Genomic DNA, 23,840 nt, shown 5'->3' with positions numbered 1-23,840 from the left:
CCCGAACACGGCAGTTAAGCTCACCTGCGCCGAAAATACTTGGCTGGAGACGGCCCGGAAAGATAGGTAACGCCAACGCAAAGAGTTAGAAGCGGCAGACAGATGTCTGCCGCTTCTTTTTTGCTGTTTCCGCCAACACCGGAAACGGCTTTTTAGTTACATAATTCTTGTACTTATTATTACTTAAAAGAAAATATTACCGCTTGAACTGCGGATGGAATTTGTTATACTAAATCAGTCGGCATTAAAAGTACAGAAAAGAACGGGAATTAGAAGAAAATATGAAGATTGCCGACAGTTTTACCTGTACATCAGCATGAGAAAAATTCCGACAGAGCCGCAGAAGAAGCTGCCTGTCAGGCCGAAGGATTTCCATATAAGTCAGACTGTACCGCGTGCCTGGAACGGACATGGTTGTCCTCTCCGGGGATAGGGGGCCTTGACAGTGGTCAGGCCCAGAAGGTAGTCCACGCTGGTCTGGTAGAGCGCTGCCAGCTGGATCAACAGCTCCGGCGTGATGGCGATGGCGCCGTTTTCGTAAGCGCAGTAGGTCCGGCGGTTGAGATAGAGCATGTCAGCCACCTGCTGCTGCGTCCAATCTCGGCCTTCCCGCAGTGCGCGGATCGCAGGGAACATCATGGAAAATCACCTCGCTCATCGTATCGTTGACACAAGTGCGGACATAAGTTTTTGGCAGTATTTCTGCCATACGGTAACAGAATGCGGGCCGATGTCGTTATAAGAGTGTACAGGAAGCATGAGAAAAAACAGAAGAGGCAGACTGGAGGGCCTGCGGCAGACGTGCAGAGCGCCACGGGCCCCGGCAGCCTGTGAAAAAGCACAGGCTGAAACAATCCGTGCAGAACAGGAGGAAATAATATGAACGGAAGAAAAGGATTATCCCTGGTCCTGTCTGGAGCGATGATGGCGTCCATGCTGTCCCACCCCGCCATGGCGGCGGAACAGACAGCGCCTGAATTCCCCGACGCCGCCGGCAGCTGGGCCAGCGAGTCCATCGGCCGGTGGGGCGCCGCCGGCGTGGTGAACGGCGATGAGAACGGCAACTTCAATCCTACGGCCTCCCTCACCCGGGCCGAGCTGGCACAGATTTTTGTCAACATGTTCGGCCTGACCGAGAGAGCGCCCAACATCTACGCCGACCTTCAGGGCGGCGAGTGGTACGCCGACGCCATCCTCAAGTGTACTGCCGCCGGTATCATGCAGGGCGACGGCCTCAACGCCAACCCCATGGCCATGATCAGCCGCCAGGAGACCATGGTCATGTTTGGCCGGGCCATGGGCGTTATCCCTGCGGAGAACCCCAACCTGGGCGGATTTACCGATGGCGGGTCCGTGGCCGACTGGGCTGCCGGATATATGGCCCCTCTGGCTGAGATGGGCATCATCTCCGGCAGCGGCGACGGCAGCATCCAGCCCGGCGTCAATATCGACCGGGCCTCCACCATGGCTCTGCTGGACAAGGCCATCACCGTGTACATCAGCGAGCCCGGCGAATACAGCGTGAACAACCAGAAGGGCTTTGTGGTGGTGGCGGCCAACGGCGAGGTGAAGCTCACCGGCAAGACCGCCGGCGTAGTGGTGACCGCCGGCTGCGGTAACGGCACCGTGAAGCTCAGCGGCGTGATGGCGGATTCCGTGAAGGTTGACGGCACCGCCGCCGTGACCCTGGAGAGCGGCACCGAAGCGATGAACGTCAGCGTCAACAGCGCCGCCGCTGTTACCGTGGCCGCGGGCGCCAAGGCGGAGACCGTGGCGATTAACAACGCCGAGGCCCACCTGTCCAACGGGGGCACCATCACCACCCTGGAGGCCAACAGCGCCGCCGACGTGAAGAACACCGGCACCATCCACACACTGGAGGCCGGCGCCGCCGTCCGGGTGGACAACAGCGGCACCATCTCCAAGGCCGTCATCGAGTCCAGCGGCGTCATCCTGGATGGCCGCAAGCCCGCTGTCATTGACGTGGCCGACGGCGTGAAGAACCCCACCGACAGCAAGGGCAACGAGATCAAGGACAACACCAGCGGCGGCTCCGGCGGCGATTACAACCCGCCCAGCGTGGAGAACGTGAGCGGCGTTGTGGGCGTGAATCCGGTGGACCAGAGCGACGAGCCCATCACCGAGATGCCCACCATCACTGCCAGCGCCTACAAGACCCTGGCCACCGGCGTCATCACCATTGACCTGTCCAGCAGCGGCGTGGTGCCCATCCACGAGAACGCCCAGCACACCAAGGGCTCCTGGGTAGGCTTCGCCATCAAGGCCCCTGAGGGGGTGACCAGCGCCTACTACACCTTCGGTACCCAGGCCAGCGACACCGCCTCCAGCTCCGTGGAGCTGACCACCGGCGACCCCAATGTGGCCGGCGGCGCGGAGGGTGAGTACTATTTCGTGGCCTTTGTGAACGCCACCGCCCTGACCCCCAAGACCCACCTGACCATCGACTGGGACGGCGAAGGCGACGCCTATGCTCCCCAGAAGTACGAGATCAATCTGGCCTCCATTCAGACAAACGTAAAAAACCTGGAGAATGTTACAACTTCCCTGGATAAACTGCCCGAGGGCGTGAGCTCCAGCGAGACCGGCCTGGCCTGGGACGGCAGCACCGCCCTGGTGTCCAACGGCGGCAGCGGCGCCCTGACCCAGGAGCAGGTCAAGGGCATGGGCGGCGGCGGTGAGTACACCGTGTACTACGCCGTGCCCCAGGACGGCCTGAGCTTTGACAAGATCGTCCGCACGGTCAACGGCAAGAACACCGAGTGGGCCCTGTCCAGCGACACCGCCGCCGATGCCGGCGCGGGCTGGTGGACCAAGGACGACAACAGCTACTACTTCAAGTGGGGCGCTGTGTTTGCCCGGAAGAATGCCCAGGGCGTGTGGGAGCTGACCGACGGCGGCAAGTACGCCTACACCATCCGCTTCCTGAAGGACGACAACGTGGTGGCCGCCTACTCCTTCACCGTGGATCTGAGCGGCTATACCATCGGCCAGCCTGAGACGGTCACCGACGTGAAGGTGGCCACCAGCGGCTGGGTGGACGGCAGCAGCGACACCATCGCCCGTGACGAGGCCCACGAGCTGGACCTGAGCGGCCAGGTCTCCCTGACCCAGGCCGAGGTGAAGAGCCGCAACGGCGAACTGGTGGAGTACATCGGTGTGCCCACCCAGCAGCTGGGCGCGGCTGACACCGTGGTGCGGACCGTGTCCCGTCCCGGCGTGGAGGCGGTGGGCACCGCTACCATGACCTTTGCGGAGCTGAAGGGCGACAGCCGCATGGGTACCCTTACCGAGGACGACGGGTACACCTACTTCAAGTTCGGCACCGTGTTCGCCCAGGCCGAGGACGGCCTGTGGTCCGTGAAGGGCACCGGCGACTACACCGAGACCCTCACCTTCCTCCAGGACGGCGTGGCCATTGCCTCCTGCTCCTACACCCTCAAGACCGGCAACATCGTCATCTCCAACCAGCTGCCCGGCGCCATCACGGCCGCCCAGGCCCCTGTGTGGAGCGCTGAGACCGACAACAAGGACAACGTCAACGAGATGATGGCCGCCCTGTGGGCCGAGGGCCCCGCCGAGATCCAGGGCATCCCGGTCAGCAAGGTGTTCTCCTGGGATGACAGCACCCTGACCGTCCACAAGGACAACGTGACCGAGGGCATCCTGACCTGGATCACCACCCAGTGGGGCGGCACCAGCGTGCCTGTTGCCCTCACCATTGACGGCCAGTACACCGTTGCCGGCGACGCCAACTGGAGCGGCGCCGTGCTGGCCTGGGTGGACCTGAAGACCGTTGAGACCGGCTCCGTGACCGTGGAGCTGAGCAACGGCGGCACCACCACCCTGAACATTGCGGTGACCTCCTCCGCCGACTGAGCATGTCATCCCAAGAGCGCCGGGCATTTGCCCGGCGCTCTTTTTGCCGCCGGCTGGGAAAGCCCATTCCCTTCCCGGCCTGGCTGTGGTATCATATCCCGGAAGGACGTGAGACCATGCATTACCACCATATCAGCCGGGGGATATTCCTGGCCCGGCCCAACCGGTTTATCGCCCATGTGGCCCTGGAGGGCCAGGAGAAAACCGGAGATTTTGTAATATGCCACGTAAAAAATACAGGGCGTTGTCGGGAACTGCTGGTTCCCGGCACCACAGTCTACCTGGAGAAGAGCACCAACCCGGCCCGTAAGACCGCCTATGACCTGATCGCAGTGGAGAAGGGCAGCGCGGAGGGCGGAGCGGGGACCCTCATCAATATGGACGCCCAGGCCCCCAACCAGGTGTTCGCCCAGTGGGCGAGGTCGGGGGCGTTTCGGGACGGGCTGACCCTGCTCCAGGGAGAGAAAACGTGGGGGAATTCCCGGTTTGATTTCTACTATGAGTATTCGGAAAACGGGGAGAGCCGCCGGGGTTTTGTGGAGGTGAAGGGGGTCACCCTGGAGCGGGACGGGGCGGTCTACTTTCCCGACGCCCCCACTGAGCGGGGCGTGAAGCATCTGGAGGAGCTGATGGCCTGTAAGGCCGCCGGGTACGAGGCGGCGGTGTGCTTTGTCATCCAGATGGAGCGGGCGGACTTTTTCTCCCCCAACGACCTGACCCACCCCGCCTTTGGGGACGCGCTCCGCCGGGCCAGGGCGGCGGGGGTGGAGATCCTGGCCCACACCTGCCGTGTGACGCCGGACAGCCTGACCATGGCGGAGGCGGTGGAGGTGCGGCTGTAGGCGCAGGAGTGCCGGGCCTCACGGCTGAAAGAGGACCGTTTTTGACGGAAATCCTGCTTCTCTATTCGGCTGGCCCGGCCTGGCGTCCGGAGAGATGCAAACAAAACGCGATGATATTTTTGAAATAGAAAAATAAAGATATGGAAAGTTGATTTTGTAAGAAATTGCAGGCATAAGGCTCATTTGATCAAATACTTTATCATATTAAACGAAATGAAAGTTTCGGATTGACAACTTTCAAAAACGGGATTAAAATCAACCCATCAAAGCAAGGGCGCTGAGGATACGAAGTATTCTTAGCGCCTCTTTCTTTTACGCAAGGGGGCGTACTCAGTGTGTGGAGTACGCCCCCTTAAACTATTTTTAGAGGAGGAGAGTCTATGTATTCTTCGGTCAACACGATCTGGGTGCTTGTGGGCGCTGCGCTGGTGTTCTTCATGCAGGCGGGCTTCGCGCTGTGCGAGGCGGGCTTCACCCGGGCCAAGAACACCGGCAACATCCTGATGAAAAACCTGATGGACTTCTGCATCGGCACACCGGTCTTCTGGCTGCTGGGCTTTGGCCTGATGTTCGGCGGCGCCGGGGCCCTCATCGGCGGCTTTGACCCCCTGGTGCGGGGCGATTACAGCGCCATCCTGCCCGAGGGCGTGCCCCTGATGGCCTTCTTCATCTTCCAGACCGTGTTCTGCGCCACCTCGGCCACCATCGTGTCCGGCGCCATGGCGGAGCGGACGAAATTCATCTCCTACTGCATCTACTCCCTGATCATCTCTGCTGTGATCTATCCGGTCTCCGGCCACTGGATCTGGGGCGGAGGCTGGCTGTCCCAGCTGGGCTTCCACGATTTTGCCGGCTCCACCGCCGTGCACATGGTGGGCGGCATCGCGGCGCTGGTGGGCGCCAAGCTGCTGGGGCCCCGCATCGGCAAGTATGACAAGGACGGCAAGCCCCGGGCCATCCTGGGCCACAACCTCTCCATCGCAGCCCTGGGCGTGTTCATCCTCTGGTTCTGCTGGTTCGGCTTCAACGGCTGCTCCACGGTGTCCATGACCGGGGACGACACCCTGGTGTCCGCGGGCACTATCTTCGTCACCACCAACATGGCGGCGGCGGTGGCCTGCGTCACCACCATGATCTTCACCTGGGTCCGCTTCAAGAAGCCCGACGTGTCCATGACCTTCAACGCGGCCCTGGGCGGCCTGGTGGCTGTGACCGCGGGCTGTGATATGGTGTCCGTGTTCGGGGCTGCCGTCATCGGCATCTGCGCCGGCATCGTGCTGCCCCTGGCGGTGGAGTTCTTCGACAAGGTGGTCAAGATCGACGACCCGGTGGGCGCCATCTCCGTCCACGGCGTCTGTGGCATGATGGGCACCCTGCTGACCGGTCTGCTGGCAGTGGACGGCGGCCTGTTCTACGGCGGCGGCCCCAAGTTCTTCCTGACCCAGTGCCTGGGCGTGGTGTCCGTGGCGGCCTGGGTGGCCGTGACCATGACCATCGTGTTCACGGTGCTCAAGCACACCATCGGCCTGCGTGTCACGGCTCAGGAGGAGCTGGACGGCCTGGATATCCACGAGCACGGCCTGCCCACCGCCTACGCCGATTTCAGCCAGACCACCAGCATGACCGCCGTGGCGGGGGAGAACGCCTATCCCAAGGCCGTGGCGGAAGGGCACATCGGCCTGGACGAGGCCGTACCGGTGCAGGTATCCTCCGCGCCTGCTGCGCCCGCGTCTGACGTGCTCCTGTCCAAGGTGACCATCATATGCAGCCAGAGCAAGTTCGAGGCGCTGAAGGACGCCATGAGCGAGATCGGCGTGACCGGAATGACGGTGAGCCAGGTCCTGGGCTGCGGCATCCAGAAGGGCCGGACCGAGTATTACCGGGGCGTGCCCATGTCCATCAACCTGCTGCCCAAGGTCCAGGTGGACATCGTGGTGTCCAGAGTGCCTGTCTACCAGGTGGTGAATACGGCCAGAAAGACCCTGTACACCGGCCACGTGGGCGACGGCAAGATCTTTGTCTACCGGGTGGAGGACGTGGTGAAGGTCCGCACCGGTGAGCACGGCTACGACGCCCTCCAGGGGGAGGAGTAAAACAACTGCGGTACCGCAGATCAAGATAAAAACCGGCAGGGTCTCCTCTCAGCGGGGGAGATCCTGCCGGTTTTCAGATGATTTGGACAAAAAACAGGGGAAAGGGGGACGGAATAGGCCGTTGGACTTGCACAGGAGGCGGCCGCGTTGTATAATAAAAATTCATCCAATACAGAATAGAGCGGGAGGAACAGGCCATGCAGCCTGAGCTGGAGATCATAACAAAAGAAATCCCGGCCAAAGGGAAGGGATATATGTGGATCCGCCGGTGCTGGCCCGACCAGGTGGACGGCCTGATCCGTCAGGGGGCCCGGAGCCTGCTGCGAGAGGGCGCCACGGAGATATACGCCGCGTCTCTGGACCCGGCGGCGCCCCTGGCCGAGGGCAGCGGAGACGGCTACCGGCTGGAGTTCCGCCACGATATGCTCCGCCTGGAGCGGCCCCTGGACAGGACCTGCCCCCCGCCCGAGGGAAAGCTGACCCTGGAGCCCCTGAGCCGGGAGAAGGTGGGCCAGTGGCTGACCCTGTACAACGAGTGCTTCTTCGACGTGCCCAACTCCGCCTCCTGCGGCCGCACGGACCTGGAGCGCATCCAGGCCGAGGGCAGCCGCTGCGGCCTGGCCATGCTGGACGGGGTGCCGGTGGGGGTCTACCTGCTGGGCTTCCAGGAGGCCGACCCGGAGATCGAGGGCATGGGCCTGTGCAAGGACTTCCGGGGCAGGGGTCTGGGCCGGGAGCTGCTGTGCTCCGTCATGGCCCTCCTGGCGGGAGAGGGCTTCGGCCGGACCTGGCTGAAGGTCTCCACCGCCAACGCTCTGGCCTATGACCTGTACCGGTCGGCCGGATTTGTCCAGACCCGGCTGATCTCCCACTGGTATCAGGTGATCTCCGAGGGGGATCTGCTGGCCTGAGGCCGGCGAGATGCAGAGAGAAATAAGGTGAGTGTGTGAATCGGACGATTGTGGCCCTGGGAGACGGGAACACCCGTTACTTCCTGGGAGATGAGGGAAAATGCGGCCCCATCGAGCAGGCCTGGCCCGCCCAGATGGAGGCCATTCTGGCTGCGCTGGGGGCCAAGGCCGCAGTGCGGAACGAGGGGGTGCCCGGCGAGACGGCGGCGGACGCCCGGGAGACCTTTGCGGCCCGGAGCGCGGGGGCCAGGCTGTGCGTCCTGGGCTTCGGCATGGAGGATATCCGGCGGCCCGGGCGGACCATGGCGGCCTATCTGGGCGAGATGGCGGACATGTTCCGCCAGGCCAAGTCCCAGGGGACCGGGGTCATCACCCTGGGCATTCCCTGGTTTGACAAGGATTACGCCGGAGAGCTGGTCCAGAGCCGGCTGCCCAAGTGGAACGACGGCCTGAGCCGGCTGTGCGACGAGCGGAGCGTGCCCTTTGTGGACCTGTACCGGGCCCTGCGGGATGATCCGGACCGCTGGTACGGCGAGCGGAAGCTGCCCCGGCACAACCTGTCCGCAGCCGGAGAGCGGAAGGTGGCCGAGCTGGTGCTCCCCCTGGCCCTGCGCATGCTGCGGTAGGTCAGGAGAAAAGCAGCGGAACCAGGTTCCGGGCGGCGCCCCACAGCAGAAGAACAGCCACCATACCCCATACCAGGGCGGATTCCCCTCTGCTGAGGGCGGACCGCCCGCTTTTTACGTACCGGGCCGACTGCCGGACCAGCAGCGCCGCCAGGACGGGCAGCAGGAGCAGCAGCACCGGATTGGCGGCCCAGGCGGCGGCAAAGTCCAGCCTCAGCAGGGCCAGGCACATCCGGGTGACCCCGCAGCCGGGGCACAGCAGGCCGGTGATGGCGTGGAAGGGACAGGGGAGGGACAGCCCGCTCCGCCCCGCAAAAACAGCATAGGCGAGCCCGATCCCCAGGATCAGGCCCGCCCGCAGGAGAAGCCGCTTCAGGCGGCCTTTGACCTCAGAAGTCATTCCCGTTGAAAGAGTACTTGTTCAGCTCGCTCTGGATGAGGGCGAAGGTGATGATGCTCAGTCCGAAGAGGGACAGGACCAGGTAGACAATGGCCAGGCTGCCGGTGGGGACGCCCCGCTGGGCCCGGGCCATGTCCAGCTTTTCGCCCATCTTGTAGGCCCAGTAGATGCTGTAAATGCCGCAGGTGATCAGGGTGAACACCAGGGCCATGCCGCCGCTGGTGCGGCCCATGCCGGTGACCTCGGTGGAGTCGTCGGTGAGGCAGACCATCCAGTACAGGCCGTAGATACCACAGGTGATGATGGTAAGGACGATGCAGAGGGCAACATTGCGCTGATGCATAAGCTCTCCTCCGTTCAGATTGGTTTCTGAATTTCAGTATAGAGGATGCCGGAACGAAATGCAATTAAGAAATCCTTAAAAGAGGGAAATGGATTCATGAAAAAGATCTTGCTTCTCACCACCGGAGGCACCATTGCCTCCCGGCCCACAGCGGAGGGCCTGGCCCCGGGGCTGGACGGCGGCGGCCTGGCCAGGCGGCTGTACGGCCTGGCGGACAATTACGACCTCACCATCCGGGATCTGCTGAGTATGGACTCATCCAACATCCAGCCGGAGGAGTGGCAGGTCATCGCCCGGGCGGTGTACGAGAGCCGGGGGGATTTTGACGGCATCGTCATCACCCACGGCACCGACACCATGGCCTACACCGCCTCAGTGCTCTCCTTTATGCTCCGGGGTATTGAGGTTCCCGTGGTGCTCACCGGCTCCCAGCTGCCCATCGAGCACCCCCTCACCGACGGACTGGAGAACCTGCGCACCGCCTTTGCCATGGCGGCCAGCGGGGTGGGGGGCATATTCGTGGCCTTTGACCGGAAGGTGATCCTGGGCTGCCGGGCGGTCAAGACCCGCACCACCGGCTTCGACGCCTTTGAGAGCGTCAACTGGCCGCTGGCCGCCCAGATCAGCGCCGCCGGGCTGCTCCTGCGGCCTGAGGCGCTGCCCGTCCCCAGCGGGGAGCCCTGCGCCCTGCGGGACGCCCTGTGCCGGGACGTGTTCCTCATCAAGCTGACCCCCGGCCTGAACCCGGAGATCTTCGACATGCTCCTGTCCATGCACTACCGGGGCGTGGTCATCGAGGCCTTCGGCGCCGGCGGGCTCCACTTCATCCGCCGGGACCTGATCTCCAAGCTCCACGCCGCCGTCCAGGCGGGGATGGCGGTGGTGGTGTGCTCCCAGTGCCTCTATGAGCGCAGCGACTTCTCCCTCTACCAGGCCGGGCAGAAGGCCCTGTCCGAGGGGGTCATCCAGGGCTATGACATGACCACCGAGGCCGCCGTCACCAAGCTCATGTGGTCCCTGGGCCAGACCGGCGACCCGGAGCAGGTGCGGGCCCTCTTCGCCCGCAGCCTCTGCGGCGAGGTGACCGTGGACAAGGGCATCTGAAACAAGGCAATAAAAGGCCGGCGGCGCAGATACTGCGCCGCCGGCCTTCTGCATGTTCGGGGACATAAAAGGGCGTTATTCCTGGCCTTCTTCCTCCTCACGGAGGTTTTCCAGGGCCACCCGTGTGGCCTCAATCACAAAGGCAGAAAAGGTGACATCTGTTCCCCGGATAGCCTCCTCGACCTGCTCTATAATGTCATTGGGAAAGCGTACATTCTTCTGTGTGGTTTTGGGAACGGCTGGGAGTTTAAATTTTTTTGCCATGGAGTATCACCAACTACACAATTTGTACTTTACATTGTGTAGCACTTTGTATATTATTTATGCATAACGATTTGATATTAAAAAGTATAGCGGATGTGAGAAGAATGAAACAGCTGGACATGATTCTAGCGAATATGATTCGCAGCGGCAAGGTAACAGTGGAAATCCCGGGGATAGAGCATATTGAAGCAGCGATGCAGGAAGAGAGCCGGCAGATGCTGTGGGAGATAGCGGGGATCGTGTTCAGCGACGAGATGGAGGACGGGGAAAAGATTGCCTGTCTGCGTGAGATGCTGGAACCATAGAAGAAAAGATGAAAGAGGAGGCCGCGGTTATCAACCGCGGCCTCCTCTTTTGTGGAAAACATCACATCTCCCGCCGGCCCTCCAGAGCACGCATCAGGGTGGCGTCGTCGGCATACTCCAGGTGGCTGCCCACCGGGATGCCGTAGGCCAGACGGGTGACCTTCACCTGGAAGGGCTTCAAAAGCCGGGAGAGGTACATGGCGGTGGCCTCGCCCTCGGTGTCCGGGTTGGTGGCCATGATGACCTCCTTCACCTCGCCGCTGCCCACCCGCTCCACCAGGGATTTGATGTGCAGGTCGTCGGGCCCCACGTGGTTCATGGGGGAGATGACCCCGTGGAGCACGTGGTAGAGGCCGTTATACTCCCGGCTGCGCTCCATGGCGATGACGTCCTTGGGGTCGGCCACCACGCACACCGTGGACCGGTCCCGCTTGGGGCTCTGGCAGATGGGGCAGGGCCCCTCGCCCTCGGTCAGGTTCTGGCACACGGGGCAGAAGGAGATGGCTCGCTTGGCGTCGGTGATGGCCTGGGCAAAGGCGGCGGCGTCCTCGTCGGGCAGGGAGAGTATATAGAAGGCCAGCCGCTGGGCGCTCTTGTGGCCGATGCCGGGCAGCTTGTGGAACTGCTCCACCAGCTTCTCCAGGGCGGGGGGAAAGTACTGCATGGAAAATCCTCCAAAATATTCGAAATCACATACCGGCGGCGCGCAGGGCCTCCACGGCGGCGGCGGGGTCGGGCTTGCCGAACACGGCGGAGCCGGCCACCAGCACGTTGGCCCCCGCCTTCACGGCCAGGGGAGCGGTGGCGGGGTCGATGCCGCCGTCCACCTCCAGGTGGCAGCCCGGGCAGTAGCGCTCAATATAGCCCCGGATGGCCTCCAGCTTGGGCAGCATGTCGGCCATAAAGGCCTGACCGCCGAAACCGGGTTCCACCGTCATGACCAGGATCAAGTCCAGGCCCCGCTCCAGATAGGGGATCACCGCCTCAGCGCCGGTGATGGGGCGCAGGACGATGCCCTTCTTCACGCCGTTCTCCTCCATCCGGTCCAGCGCCCGGTGGATGGCGGGGGGCAGGTCGGCCTCCAGATGGACGGAGAGCAGGTCGGCGCCCGCCTTGGCAAAGGCGTCGATGTACCGCTCCGGCTTCTCGATCATCAGGTGCACGTCCAGAAACTTGTCCGTACAGGCCCGCAGGGACTTGACCACCGGCACGCCGATGGTGATGTTGGGCACGAACATGCCGTCCATCACGTCCACGTGGAGCCAGTCGGCGTTGGGAACCCGCTCAATGTCACGCTGGAGATTGGCAAAATCCGCTGAGAGCAGCGAGGGTGCAATTTTAATCATACTTAAACCTCCGCTTTAACAGAAATTGAAAAATTTCCTGTATGATGCATTCAGTGGGGCAAGGGTCCCCGCCGCACCCGGGGCCGGTCCGGCACATAGGATGGCACAGCGGAATCGCTCCCAGCCGGCGGCGGCTTCCCCCCGCTCTGCTCCCACGGCCCGGCGGTCCGGCCGGGGGAACAACCGCTTTCAGATAGCCGTCCGGCGGGCTCTGCCCGCCGGACGGCAGCAGGATCAGGGGGGATCAGTCGTAAAAGTCGCCGGTGTTGACCTCCCGGGCGTCGTACCCGGCGGAGCGCATGGCGGTGAGGATGGTGCGCTTGTGGGTGTGGCCGAAGGCCTCCAGCGTCACCCGCAGCTCCACGCCGCTCTGGCGGTTGATGTTGACGAACTGGTTGTGCTCCAGCTTGATGATGTTGCCGTTCTCACGGGAGATGATCTCGGCCACCCGCAGCAGCTCGCCGGGCCGGTCGGGCAGCTGGACGGAGAAGGTGAACACGCGGCCCCGGTTGATGAGGCCGTGCTGCACCAGGCTGGCCACGGTGATCACGTCCATGTTGCCGCCGGAGAGCACGCAGACCACGTTCTTGCCCCTGCAGTCCAGGTGGCTGAGGGCGGCGATGGGCAGCAGGCCGGAGTTCTCCACGATCATCTTGTGCTTTTCGATCATGTCCAGGAAGGCGTCCACCAGCTCCACGTCGTCGATGGTGATGATGTCGTCAATATTCTGCTGGATATAGGGGAAAATGAGGTCGCCGGGGGTTTTCACAGCCACGCCGTCAGCGATGGTCTCCACGTGGTCCAGCGTGACCACATGGCCCGCCTCCACGCTGGCCTTCATGGACGCGGCGCCGGTGGGCTCCACGCCGATGACCTTCACGTTGGGGTTGAGCAGCTTGGCCAGGGTGGACACGCCCGCCGCCAGGCCGCCGCCGCCGATGGGCACCAGGATCACGTCCACATCGGGCAGGCTCTGGAAGATCTCATAGGCAATGGTGCCCTGACCGGTGGCCACCGCCAGGTCGTTGAAGGGGGGCACGTAGGTCAGGCCCCGCTCCTCCACCAGCTGCTGGGCCAGAGCGGCGGCGTCGTCAAAGGTCTCGCCGTGGAGCACCACCTCGGCGCCGTAGTCCTTGGTGTTGTTCACCTTCACCAGGGGGGTGGTGGTGGGCATGACGATGGTGGCCTTGACGCCCGCGGCCTGGGCCGCGTAGGCCACGCCCTGGGCGTGGTTGCCCGCCGAGGCGGTGACCAGACCTCTGGCCTTCTCCTCCTCGGACAGGGTGGACAGCTTGAAGTAGGCGCCGCGGATCTTGTACGCGCCGGTGACCTGCATGTTCTCCGGCTTCAGATACACATTGTTGCCCGAGGCCTTGGACAGGGCCGTGCTGGGGACAAGCCCCGTGTTGGTGATGACGCCCGAGAGTACATTGCGGGCGGCTTTGAAATCTTCCAATGTCATCATGGTGAAAACCCCTTTGCTGGGGATCGGCCGGTCAGGTCATCCCTTTGAATATAGATAACCATTATTCTAATGAATTTAAGTGCTAAAGTCAACGTGTTCTTGACACCCTCTGATAGGGGGGGTACAATAAACTGGAAATGGAATACCCATCAGGGACATATACCGGGCAAAGAAGGGCCCGGGCAGTCCTCCGGCCGGGATGCCGGAGCGGACATATCAGCGCGGAAAGATCCGGTCAATCTCTTTGACCGGCCTGAAACAGAGCTTTTTTGCCCCCGATTTTGGCGAAAAGCGCGGCTGCCCTGTTGCCAAGGGCATGGAGGAGATTATGACAAAAAAAGTGAAACGCTCAGTGGCGCCCTTTTACCTGGTGGCCGCCCTGTGGCTGGCCTGGGCGCTGCTGCTGCCCCTGTACCGGCCGCTGGACTACGTGCTGGCCGCGGTGGCGTCGGTGGTGGCCTTTATCATCGGCAAGGCCATCTGGCCTGACAAGACCTATCAGATCGCGGACCCGGAGGCGGAGAAGAAGGCGACGGAGAAGAAAGAGCCTCCCAAGAAGGAGCAGGCCCAGACTCCGCCGGAGCCCAAGGCGGAGCGGCAGTCCACCGGCGACCCGGAGCTGGACGGCCTGCTCAAGCAGCGGGACATGGCCCTGTCCGAGATGCGCCGCCTCAACGACTCCATCCAGGACGAGAAGCTCTCCGCCCAGATCGACCACCTGGAGGCCACCACCAAGAAGATCTTTGATCTGGTGGTGGAGAAGCCGGCCAAGAAGAGCCAGATCAGCCGCTTCATGAACTACTACCTGCCCACCACCCTCAAGCTGCTCAACGCCTACGACCGGATGGACGCCGCCGGCGTGTCGGGCACCAACATCGACGGCACCATGGGCCGGATCGAGCAGAGCATGGACACGGTGGTGTCCGCCTTTGACCGCCAGCTGGACGCCCTCTTTGGGGACGAGGCGCTGGACATCTCCACTGATATTACCGTACTGGAAAATCTGCTGGCCCAGGAGGGGCTGAGCGGGGACCAGATGACGGCCCAGTCATAAACAACGAGGAAAGGATGAATCCCTATGACCGACAAGATCGATATGACCCCCGAGCTGACCCTGGACCCCACCGGCGCGGCCCAGGCCGCCCAGGCTGAGACTGTGCTCCGCACGCCGGAAGCCCCCACCCTGACTCTGGAGCCCACCCTGGGCGCCGAGGAGACCGCAGCTGCCCAGGCCCAGCGGGACGCCAACGCGGTGAAGATCGACGAGAGCATGCTCACCGAGGCCGAGCGGAAGATGGTGGACGACTTCTCCCAGAAGATCGACATCACCGACTCCAACGTGGTCCTCCAGTACGGCGCCGCCGCCCAGAAGAACGTGGCCTCCTTCTCGGAGAATACCCTCAACTCGGTGCGCACCAAGGACCTGGGCGAGGTGGGGCAGGCCCTCAGCTCCCTGGTGGTCCAGCTCAAGGGCTTCAATGTGGAGGAGAAGAAGGGCATCATGGGCTTCTTCCAGCGCAAGCGCAACGAGCTGGAGGAGATGAAGGTGGCCTACTCCAAGGCCGAGACCAACGTGGACAAGATCGTCCAGATTCTGGAGGGCCACCAGGTCACCCTGATGAAGGACATCGCCATGCTGGACCAGATGTACGACCTGAACACCAAGTACTACAAGGAGCTGACGATGTACATCATCGCCGGCAAGAAGAAGCTGCAGGCCGTCCGCACCGGCGAGCTGGAGGAGCTGCGCAAGAAGGCCGCCGCCACCGGCGCCCAGGAGGACGCCCAGGCCTACAACGACCTGGCCAACATGTGCAACCGCTTTGAGAAGAAGATCCACGACCTGGAGCTCACCCGTATGATCTCCATTCAGATGGGCCCCCAGACCCGGCTCATCCAGAACAACGACACCCTGATGCTGGAGAAGATCCAGTCCTCCCTGGTGAACACCATCCCCCTGTGGAAGAGCCAGATGGTGCTGGCCCTGGGCCTGGAGCACTCCCGTCAGGCCACCGCCGCCCAGAGCGCGGTGACCAATATGACCAACGAGCTGCTCCAGAAGAACGCGGACATGCTGAAGATGGGCACCATTGAGACCGCCAAGGAGGCCGAGCGCAGCGTGGTGGACATCCAGACCCTCCAGCACACCAACCAGCAGCTCATCTCTACCCTGGATGAGGTCATGAAGATCCAGCAGGAGGGCGCCCAGAAGCGCCGCGAGGCCGAGGTGGAGCTGGGCCGCATCGAAGGCGAACTCAAGCAGAAGCTGCTGGAGCTGCGGGGCTGATTCCCCAAAAACAGAACGCGGGACGGGATGAGTCCGTCCCATAGACCGACAGTGCTCCCGAGCGGGCGCAAAGGCAGCCCCCGGAGCGGAGGGACATAATGAAGATTTTTCAGAAAACCGGCGTGGCGGTGCTAGTGATGTGCATCGCCATTGCGGCGGCGGTGGGTATCGGCCTGTGGCGTCAACCGGCAGCCGCAGTGGGCAGCCAGACCGGGTCCCTGGACACCGGGCTGGATACCACCTATTACGCCAAATTCGTGGACGACAGGGCGGACCTGTTGTCAAGCAATGCGGAGGAGACCATCGCCCTCTACAACGCCAACTGGGATGACCGGTACAACAGCGTGGTGGGCGTGGTGACCATGGAGTCTGTGCCCTCCGACGTGCAGACCGTAGACGACTTTGCCGACTACGCCTATGAGCTGGGCTCGGGCCTGGGCCTGGGCGAGGGAGACGCGGTGCTGGTCCTCACGGTGGCAGAGGGAGGCTACTATCTGGCCACCGGCGACGACTTCGCCACCATGCTGCCCGACAGCCGGGTGGACGCATTCCTGGAGGAATACCTGGCCGGTGATTTCTACGCCGGCAGGTACGAGGCGGCTGTACTCAGCCTTTACAGCGGCCTCAACGACCTCTACTACACCAATTTCGGTGTGGGCAATGACGCTCTGCCTGACAGCCCCGGCTATACCGGCTATTCCTATGGGTATGCCTACAGATGGGTGGTCTGGCTGGTGATTTTGCTGATTGTGCTGGTGGTCATCCTCAGCGCGGTGGACCGCTCCCGGTACAACGCATACCGGGCCCGGTACTACGGCGTGGCCACGCCGCCCTATGTGTTCCGGCCCATCCTCTTCTGGCACCGGCCCGGCTCCTACTGGTACCGGCGGCACTGGCACCGTCCGCCTCCTCCGCCGCCTCCCGGAGGACCCAGAGGCCCCGGCGGTCCCGGACGTCCCGGCGGCGGTAATCCGGGCGGCTTCGGCGGCGTGGGCAACCGTGGCCCCAGAGGGGGCGGCACCTTCGGCGGCCGTCCCTCCGGCGGCAGACCCGGCGGCTTTGGCGGCGGCGCCAGCAGAGGCGGCGGCTCCTTCCGGGGCGGCGGCTTTGGCGGTTCCCGCGGGGGCGGGTCCTTCGGTGGAAGCCGGGGCGGCTTCGGCGGCGGCTCCCGGGGCGGCGGTTCCTTTGGCGGCGGACGGGGCGGCGGGTCCTTCGGCGGCCGCCGGTAACACGACGGACACGGCTCACAAAAAAACAGACCATACAAGCGCGTCCCCTGTGCAGGCTGACCGGCCTGGGCAGGGGACGTTTTTTTCCGTCCCGCAGGATTACACAAGTTTTACACAAGCTTCACCCAATCCGCATGGATAAGCCGAAAGGCGGGTGCTAAACTCTTCCCTGCGTAAAGCGGCGGCTCCCTGTTGGGAACCGCCTGGGTCCGATGCAGCCCCGGACGGAATATATTCAGCCGGGGCGGGAAGTCGCTGCGGCATCAGGGCCCAATCTCGACAGAAGGAGAATCCAGATGAACTTGTGTGCGAAGCGAATTGGTTCCCTGGCGCTGGCAGTGCTGCTGGCGGTCCAGACGCTGGGAACAGTGCCCGCCTCTGCCGCCGACACGGCGGAGGAGACAGAGACACCCAAGGTGGTGGCCGACTGGAAGTTTGACCAGGCGCACACCACCGGCAGTATTGCCGACGGCAGCCTGATCGTTGAGGACCAGAGCGGCAACGACAACGACCTGAGAATGGAGACCTATGGACAGGAGAACTGGGAGGATTACCTCTCCTTCTCCGACGACAGCATGACCGGCCAGGGCGGCAGCATGGTCTTTGACGGCGACAACAGCGCCAAGACCGGCGCCGACTTCATCACTGTGGACGGCGCGGCCATCAACAGCGAGGAGTTTACCGATGGTTACACCATGGAGTTCCTCTACTACTTCCCCGAGGACTGGACCGCCGCCGACCAGTGGATGAGCCTCATTGGCCGTCAGGGCGCGGGCGGCGGCAACCCGGAGGGGGAGCAGGGCACCATGTACGCCTCCATCTCCAACTGCAAGGAGATCCAGTTCATCACCGGCAACGCCGACGGCGACCACTACATGTCCTCCGCCGCCTGGTCGGTGTCCATGGACGAGGGCGGCGTGTGGTACCACATCGCCATCGTCTCCGACGGACACGAGATCGCCACCTATGTCAACGGCTGCGAGGCCTTCCGGGACTATGTGTCCGACGAGATGGTGGGCATGTACGCCGACCCGGCGGACGGCCGGTTCCGGGTGGGCTCCTCCTGGTGGGACGGCCTGGACAAGTTCCTCCAGGGCAGCCTGCAGGAGATCCGCATCTCCGGCCAGCCGCTGGACAAGGACCAGTGGCTTGTCCCCAATCCGGAGGATTATGTGGAAAACTTCGGCAGCAACGACACCTACACCCTGCGCAATGAGGACAACTACAACATCGTCCTCATCCCCGACACCCAGAACACGGTGGAGTACTGCCCCGACGTGATGGACACCGCCATCGACCAGCTCATCGACACCGCCGACGAGCTGAACGTGGCCGGCGTCATCCACCTGGGCGACGTGGTGGACGACAACAACGACGACGCCCAGTATGTCAGCGCCCGGGACGCCTTCTACCGCCTGCCCGACGCGGGCATCAAGTTCCTGGTGCAGATGGGCAACCACGACGGCTGGAGCAGCGGCATCCACAACTACTACAACAGCTTCTCCGGCAAGAGCACCGCCTGGACCCGCCGCACCGGCTGGTACCTGACTCAGTCCCCCAACGGCGACGGCAACAGCTCCTACATGTTCCTGCGGGCGGGCAGCTACAACTACCTGGTGATCTCCCTGTCCTGCACGGGCAGCGGCTCGGGCGCCAACAACAACACAGGCTGGAACAGCGCCGACGAGGCCTGGCTCCGCTACGTGCTGGAGGAGTACCCCGACTGCCCCACCATCGTCACCACCCATGACCTGCAGAACTGCTCCGACACCCAGCCCAGCGCCATCAAGCTCAGCGCCCAGGGCAGCAAGCTGTGGGATATCGTCAAGGACTACGACCAGGTCTTTATGCTGGTGGGCGGCCACAGCCACGGCTCCGGCATGGAGGAGCTGACCAACACCAACGGCAACAAGGTCATCTCCATCCTCACCGACCTGCAGTTTGCCTACAACGGCGGCAACGGCTGGTTCCGCTACCTGGAGTTTGACGAGAGTGCGGACAAGATCTACTACTCGGTCTACTCCCCCTACGCCGCTTCGCTGGACGAGAGCGAGAAGAGCTTTTTTGACGTGAACTTCCTCACCGGCCCGGGCAATGAGGGAGAGATCGACCTGGATTTTGAGACCCGCTTCCCCGGCATGGCCAGGGAGGAGCAGGAGACCCAGACCGAAGGCCAGTGGATGACCGGCGAGTACCACACCCACACCGGCCAGTCCAAGGACGCCACCTCCGCCTTCATGTCCCTGACCAACGTGCTGGCCGCCGCCTTCCGCAACCAGGACGTGCTCCAGGATGAGGCCAACAGCGCCGCCCGGTTTGACAACATCCAGAACGGCGACGCCTTCGACTTCCTGGGCCTGGCCGACCACCTGCGCCAGTCCTACAACGGCGTGGACGGCCAGGGCAACGGCCAGTACAACACCGCCTTCTATGTGGCCCTCCAGACCCAGATCCGGGAGATCGAGAAGCTGCAGGTGAAGGGCGAGTACACCGACAAGCTGCTCAACACCGGCTTCGAGTGGGACATGCCCGGTCTGGACCACGCCAGCGTGGGCATCCTGGACGAGGACGGCAACGCCTCCATCTCCGGCATCCACGCCTTTGAGTGGCTGTACGCCAGCCAGGGCTCCGGCGACGACCCCACCAGCCTCTTTAACCTGGATGAGAAGTCCGACGACATGGACGAGCAGGCGGTCTACGGCGACCGCCAGAACGACGGCCAGGCCGAGACCGCCTATGACGCGGTGGCCTGGCTGGAGGAGAACTACCCCGGCAGCTACGCCCTGCCCAACCACCCCTCCCGCCACAACGGCGGCAGCGGCGAGGTGACCATTGAGAACCTGCGCCGTCTCAATGACGCCGCCCCCAGCGTGGTCTTCGGCTTTGAGGGCATGCCGGGCAACCAGATGTCGGGCAGCGGCCGCTGCGAGCTGCCCGCCGGCGCCATTCGCAACGGTGCCGACGAGATGATCGCCGTCACCGGCGGCGTGTGGGACGCCCTGCTCTCCGAGGGCCGCAGGTTCTACAACTTCGCCAACTCCGACTTCCACTTCAAGGTCAGCGCCGACGAGAACTACTCCAGCGGCTACTGGGCCAGCGAGTACTCCGCCAACCAGGTCTGGGTGGAGCCCGGCGACGACGGGCAGTTCACCTTCTCCGACGTGGTGGAGGGCATACGCTCGGGCAACGCCTATTCTGTGTACGGCAACCTGATCTCCGACCTGAGCTTCACCGTCTCCGCCGCTGACGGCAGCACCGCCACCATGGGCGGCGAGCTGAACGTGGACGAGGGCGACCAGCTGACGGTCACCGTCCGCTTCAAGGCGGGCAACACCAACAACTACGAGACCCTGTTCAACACCGACACCGGCATCGATGTGGACAACACCCCCGAGCTGGACCACGTGGACCTGATCATGGGCCATGTCACCGGCAAGGTGGACGACTCCCAGTACGGCAGCACCGACAACACCGACGCCAAGATCGTCAAGACCTTCACCAAGGAGGAGCTGGCCCAGGCCCTGGGCGAGGACGGGTACTACACCCTCACCTTCCCCATGGAGGCGGACAGCGACCTGTACTTCCGCCTGCGGGGCACCACTGTGTCTGAGGTGGACGGGAACGGCGACCCCCTGTCCGACGCGGACTACTCCGGCATCAGCGACAACCACACCCGCTTCGACACCATCAACGACTCCAACTACGCCAGCCTCTGCTTCTATGCCAACCCCATCTGGGTGAACGTGGAGCAGGCCCCCGAGGCGCAGACCCAGGGCATGGAGAACGGCTCCGCCAGCCTGGATCTGACCAAGATCGCCGGTTACACCTCCGGTCAGTTCGACGTGGACGGCGGCGTCATGGAGATCGTGGCCTACAACAGCGTCAACGGGTACGCCTACGCCGTCAACGGCAAGAGCGGCCTGCTGGCCGTCATCCCCATGGGCGAGCTGGAGGACACCGGCGTGGTGACCGCCCTGACCGGTACCAGCTTTGACGTGAAGTCCGCCGTGGAGGCGGCGGACAGCGCCTTTGCCTACGGCGACATGACCTCCGTGGCCGTCTCTCCCGACGGCACCACCCTGGCGGTGGCTCTCCAGGCGGCGGGCTACGCCGACCCGGGCCGGGTGGCCCTGTTTACCTGCAACGCCGACGGCTCCCTGACTCTGAGCAAGGTGATCGCCGTGGGCGTGCAGCCCGACATGGTCACCTTTGCCGACAACAACACCTTACTCACCGCCGACGAGGGCGAGCCCCGGGAGGGCTACGGTGACGGCGCTACCGACCCCAAGGGCTCGGTCACCGTGGTGGACGTGACCGCGGGCACCGCCGACGTGGTGGACTTCACCGCCTTTGACGAGCAGCGGGAGGACCTGGTCGCAGCCGGCATCGTCCTGAAGAAGGACACCGCCCCCTCCGTGGACCTGGAGCCCGAGTACATCGCCGTGTCCGGCGGCAAGGCCTATGTGACCCTCCAGGAGGCCAACGCCATCGCCGTGCTGGACATCGCGTCCAGGACCTTTACCGGCATCTACTCCGCCGGCTTTGAGGACTACAGCACCACCCCCGTGGACATCGACAAAAAGGACGAGGCCTACAGCCCCAAGACCTATGAGAGCCTGATGGGCATCCGCATGCCCGACGGCATCGCCGCCTTTGAGAAGGACGGCAAGACCTACCTGCTCACCGCCAACGAGGGCGACAGCCGGGAGTGGGGCGACTATCTGAACGAGGACGAGGTGAACTTCGGCAAGGCGGGCAAGACCTCCCCCAGCGGCAAGATCACCGCGGAGAACTCCGGCCTCACCGGCAAGGTGGTGTTCTTCCTGGCCGAAGACTATGACGGCCTGAATGCCGAGAAGGACTACCTCTTCGGCGGCCGCTCCTTCACGCTCTATCAGGTCACCGATACCGGCATCCAGGAGATCTTCACCAGCGGCGACGACTTTGAGGCCCTCACCGCCAAGTACCTCCCCGACTACTTCAACTGCTCCAACGACAACGCCACCCTGGACGACCGCTCCGGCAAGAAAGGCCCGGAGGCCGAGAGCGTCGCCGTGGGCACGGTGGACGGCAGGACCTATGCCTTCATCGCCCTGGAGCGCACCGGCGGCGTGATGGTCTACGACGTGACCGACCCCGCCCACGTATCTTATGTCAACTATATCAACTCCCGCGACTTTGCCTCCGTGGTCCCCGGCTCTGAGGAGTACGACGGCGGCGAGCTGGACAAGTGGGTGACCGGCGGCGACGTGGCCCCCGAGGGCTTTGCCTTTGTGCCCGCTGCGGTCAGCCCCACCGGCGAGGCCCTGCTGCTGACCGCCTGCGAGGTGTCCGGCACCGTGGCGGTCTATGAGCTGGAGCCGGAGGAGACCCAGGCGCCCGTCACCGGCGGCGGCACAGCCTCCGGCAGCAAGACCCAGACCACCACCAACCCCGACGGCTCCGTCACCACCACGGTCACCAGACCGGACGGCTCCAAGACGGAGACCACCAAGGCCCCCAACGGCGCCACTTCGGTGGTGAACACCAGCAAGGACGGCCAGGTGGAGGCACAGGTCACCCTGACCGAGAAGGCCATGGCCGCCGTGGAACAGGGCCAGGCCGTGGCCCTGCCCATGCCCGCTGTGACGGCGTCTGACGACCGGGCCAGCGCCCCCACGATCACCGTGGACCTGCCCGGCAGCTCCGCCAGAGTGGAAATCCCCGTGGAGAACGTGACCCCGGGCACTGTGGCCGTGCTGGTGAAGGCGGACGGCACCGAGTCCGTCATCCCCACCAGCATCACCACGGAAAACGGCGTGGCCGTCACCCTGTCCGACGGCGGCACGGTCAAGATCGTGGACAACACCAAGACCTTTGCCGATGTGCCCTCCGGCCACTGGAGCGAGGCGGCCATCGCCTTCGCCGCCAGCCGTGAGCTGTTCAACGGCACCGGCGAGAACACCTTTGACCCTGCCGGCCAGATGACCCGGGCTATGATCCTCACCGTCCTGGCCCGCTATGATGGTCAGGACACCACCGGCGGCAGCACCTGGTATGAGCAGGGCGTCCGGTGGGCGGTGGACAACGGCGTGTCCGACGGCGCCAGCCTGGACAGCGCGGTCTCCCGGGAGCAGCTGGTCACCATGCTGTGGCGCTACGCCGGCAGCCCGGCGGCCCAGGGCGGTCTGAACGCCTATCCCGACAGCGCGTCGGTCAGCAATTGGGCCGCTCAGGCCATGGCCTGGGCGGTGGAGACCGGCCTGATCACCGGTACCGGCGCCGGGGAGCTCAATCCCCAGGGCACCGCCACCCGGGCGGAAGTGGCCGCCATCCTGGTCCGATTTGTGGAAAAGACCGGCGTCTGAATCCTGCCTTCGCAATGAGATGGGAGCGGCCCCTCTGTACAGAGGGGCCGCTCCCGCTTTTACAGCGCCGTGGTCAGAGCCGCTGGAGCTCCTGCAGGGTGTCCTGGATCACATGCTTGGGGATGTACGCACTTGCAAACGAGATGAGCTGCTCCAGGGTGACAGTCCTGGAGGCCCCCAGCAGGGGGTGCTTCATCACCATGGGAAAGCGGCGCTGGAACACCGCACGGGACCTGGGATTGTCCAGCAGCTCCCCCACGGTGATCTTATTGTGCTTCAAATCCAAACCGGTTCACCTCCACCCCCATTGTATGCGCAGGAGCGGGGCGGGAAACATGGAAAGAGAATCCCCTTGCGCGCCGGTGGTTTGTCACATATAAT

The 23,840-nt window shown here is 63.7% G+C and carries 19 protein-coding genes; 11 read left to right on the top strand and 8 right to left on the bottom strand.

The genetic code is table 11. From position 1 onward, the window contains the following. Positions 1-381: 381 nt before the first annotated feature. Positions 382-636, bottom strand: coding sequence for a helix-turn-helix domain-containing protein (locus tag Q0K23_RS07830; RefSeq protein ID WP_294520289.1), 255 nt, complete (start codon positions 634-636; stop codon positions 382-384). A gap of 243 nt (positions 637-879) precedes the next feature. On the opposite strand from Q0K23_RS07830, the gene Q0K23_RS07825 reads away from it, so the two are divergent. The 5 genes from Q0K23_RS07825 to Q0K23_RS07805 all read left to right on the top strand — a co-directional run bounded on the left by Q0K23_RS07825 (position 880) and on the right by Q0K23_RS07805 (position 8,369). Continuing rightward, positions 880-3,897, top strand: coding sequence for an S-layer homology domain-containing protein (locus Q0K23_RS07825; protein ID WP_294520286.1), 3,018 nt, complete (start codon positions 880-882; stop codon positions 3,895-3,897). Between the two features lie 116 nt (positions 3,898-4,013). After that, positions 4,014-4,739 carry a DNA/RNA nuclease SfsA gene (sfsA, locus tag Q0K23_RS07820; RefSeq protein ID WP_294520283.1) on the top strand — a complete coding sequence of 242 codons (726 nt, stop codon included), beginning with the start codon at positions 4,014-4,016 and terminating at the stop codon, positions 4,737-4,739. Between the two features lie 380 nt (positions 4,740-5,119). Then, positions 5,120-6,832 carry an ammonium transporter gene (locus tag Q0K23_RS07815; protein ID WP_294520280.1) on the top strand — a complete coding sequence of 571 codons (1,713 nt, stop codon included), beginning with the start codon at positions 5,120-5,122 and terminating at the stop codon, positions 6,830-6,832. Between the two features lie 197 nt (positions 6,833-7,029). Next, positions 7,030-7,743, top strand: coding sequence for an N-acetyltransferase (locus Q0K23_RS07810; RefSeq protein ID WP_294520277.1), 714 nt, complete (start codon positions 7,030-7,032; stop codon positions 7,741-7,743). Positions 7,744-7,778: 35 nt separating this feature from the next. Further along, positions 7,779-8,369 (top strand): GDSL-type esterase/lipase family protein, encoded by a 591-nt coding sequence (locus Q0K23_RS07805; protein WP_294520274.1) that lies wholly within the window; start codon positions 7,779-7,781, stop codon positions 8,367-8,369. A gap of 1 nt (position 8,370) precedes the next feature. On the opposite strand, the gene Q0K23_RS07800 is transcribed toward Q0K23_RS07805, so the two are convergent. Together Q0K23_RS07800 and Q0K23_RS07795 are read right to left on the bottom strand one after the other, a co-directional pair. Continuing rightward, entirely contained in the window at positions 8,371-8,769 is a 399-nt protein-coding gene (locus Q0K23_RS07800) for a DUF2752 domain-containing protein (protein ID WP_294520271.1), read from the bottom strand. Further along, the gene (locus tag Q0K23_RS07795) at positions 8,759-9,112 is read right to left on the bottom strand and encodes a DUF4234 domain-containing protein (RefSeq protein WP_294520268.1); all 354 of its coding nucleotides are present in this window, start codon (positions 9,110-9,112) and stop codon (positions 8,759-8,761) included. Before Q0K23_RS07795 ends, Q0K23_RS07800 begins: the two co-directional genes overlap by 11 nt. A gap of 96 nt (positions 9,113-9,208) precedes the next feature. Here Q0K23_RS07795 and Q0K23_RS07790 point away from each other — a divergent pair, with 96 nt between their 5' ends. Then, positions 9,209-10,216 (top strand): asparaginase, encoded by a 1,008-nt coding sequence (locus Q0K23_RS07790; RefSeq protein ID WP_294520265.1) that lies wholly within the window; start codon positions 9,209-9,211, stop codon positions 10,214-10,216. A 75-nt stretch (positions 10,217-10,291) separates the two neighbouring features. On the opposite strand, the gene Q0K23_RS07785 is transcribed toward Q0K23_RS07790, so the two are convergent. After that, on the bottom strand, positions 10,292-10,480 hold the full coding sequence (locus Q0K23_RS07785) for a YlcI/YnfO family protein (protein ID WP_294520262.1): 189 nt from the start codon (positions 10,478-10,480) through the stop codon (positions 10,292-10,294). A gap of 104 nt (positions 10,481-10,584) precedes the next feature. On the opposite strand from Q0K23_RS07785, the gene Q0K23_RS07780 reads away from it, so the two are divergent. Beyond that, positions 10,585-10,785, top strand: coding sequence for a hypothetical protein (locus tag Q0K23_RS07780; RefSeq protein ID WP_294520259.1), 201 nt, complete (start codon positions 10,585-10,587; stop codon positions 10,783-10,785). A gap of 61 nt (positions 10,786-10,846) precedes the next feature. On the opposite strand, the gene recR is transcribed toward Q0K23_RS07780, so the two are convergent. From recR to ilvA, 3 genes are all read right to left on the bottom strand, one after another. Further along, positions 10,847-11,449 (bottom strand): recombination mediator RecR, encoded by a 603-nt coding sequence (gene recR, locus Q0K23_RS07775; RefSeq protein WP_294520256.1) that lies wholly within the window; start codon positions 11,447-11,449, stop codon positions 10,847-10,849. 25 nt (positions 11,450-11,474) lie between these two features. Continuing rightward, the gene (gene rpe, locus Q0K23_RS07770; RefSeq protein WP_294520254.1) at positions 11,475-12,131 is read right to left on the bottom strand and encodes a ribulose-phosphate 3-epimerase; all 657 of its coding nucleotides are present in this window, start codon (positions 12,129-12,131) and stop codon (positions 11,475-11,477) included. Positions 12,132-12,375: 244 nt separating this feature from the next. Further along, positions 12,376-13,596, bottom strand: a complete 1,221-nt coding sequence (gene ilvA / locus Q0K23_RS07765; RefSeq protein ID WP_294520251.1) for a threonine ammonia-lyase — start codon at positions 13,594-13,596, stop codon at positions 12,376-12,378. Positions 13,597-13,924: 328 nt separating this feature from the next. Here ilvA and Q0K23_RS07760 point away from each other — a divergent pair, with 328 nt between their 5' ends. The 4 genes from Q0K23_RS07760 (at position 13,925) to Q0K23_RS07745 (ending at position 23,459) form a co-directional block, all read left to right on the top strand. Beyond that, on the top strand, positions 13,925-14,650 hold the full coding sequence (locus Q0K23_RS07760) for a 5-bromo-4-chloroindolyl phosphate hydrolysis family protein (protein ID WP_294520248.1): 726 nt from the start codon (positions 13,925-13,927) through the stop codon (positions 14,648-14,650). Positions 14,651-14,674: 24 nt separating this feature from the next. After that, on the top strand, positions 14,675-15,883 hold the full coding sequence (locus Q0K23_RS07755) for a toxic anion resistance protein (RefSeq protein WP_294520245.1): 1,209 nt from the start codon (positions 14,675-14,677) through the stop codon (positions 15,881-15,883). 98 nt (positions 15,884-15,981) lie between these two features. Then, on the top strand, positions 15,982-17,112 hold the full coding sequence (locus Q0K23_RS07750; RefSeq protein WP_294520242.1) for a TPM domain-containing protein: 1,131 nt from the start codon (positions 15,982-15,984) through the stop codon (positions 17,110-17,112). A 296-nt stretch (positions 17,113-17,408) separates the two neighbouring features. Further along, positions 17,409-23,459, top strand: a complete 6,051-nt coding sequence (locus Q0K23_RS07745; RefSeq protein WP_294520238.1) for a choice-of-anchor I family protein — start codon at positions 17,409-17,411, stop codon at positions 23,457-23,459. Between the two features lie 73 nt (positions 23,460-23,532). Here the strand turns inward: Q0K23_RS07745 and Q0K23_RS07740 are convergent, their stop codons facing one another. Further along, complete coding sequence (locus Q0K23_RS07740; protein WP_294520235.1) at positions 23,533-23,745, bottom strand: hypothetical protein; 213 nt, start codon at positions 23,743-23,745, stop codon at positions 23,533-23,535. Positions 23,746-23,840: the final 95 nt, after the last annotated feature.

It is taken from the genome of uncultured Pseudoflavonifractor sp. (assembly GCF_944387275.1).
In the GTDB taxonomy this organism is placed as follows: Bacteria; Bacillota; Clostridia; order Oscillospirales; family Oscillospiraceae; genus Pseudoflavonifractor; species Pseudoflavonifractor intestinihominis.
Note: the sequence above shows the minus strand (reverse complement) of the source record. Positions and strands in the feature narration are given on the sequence as shown.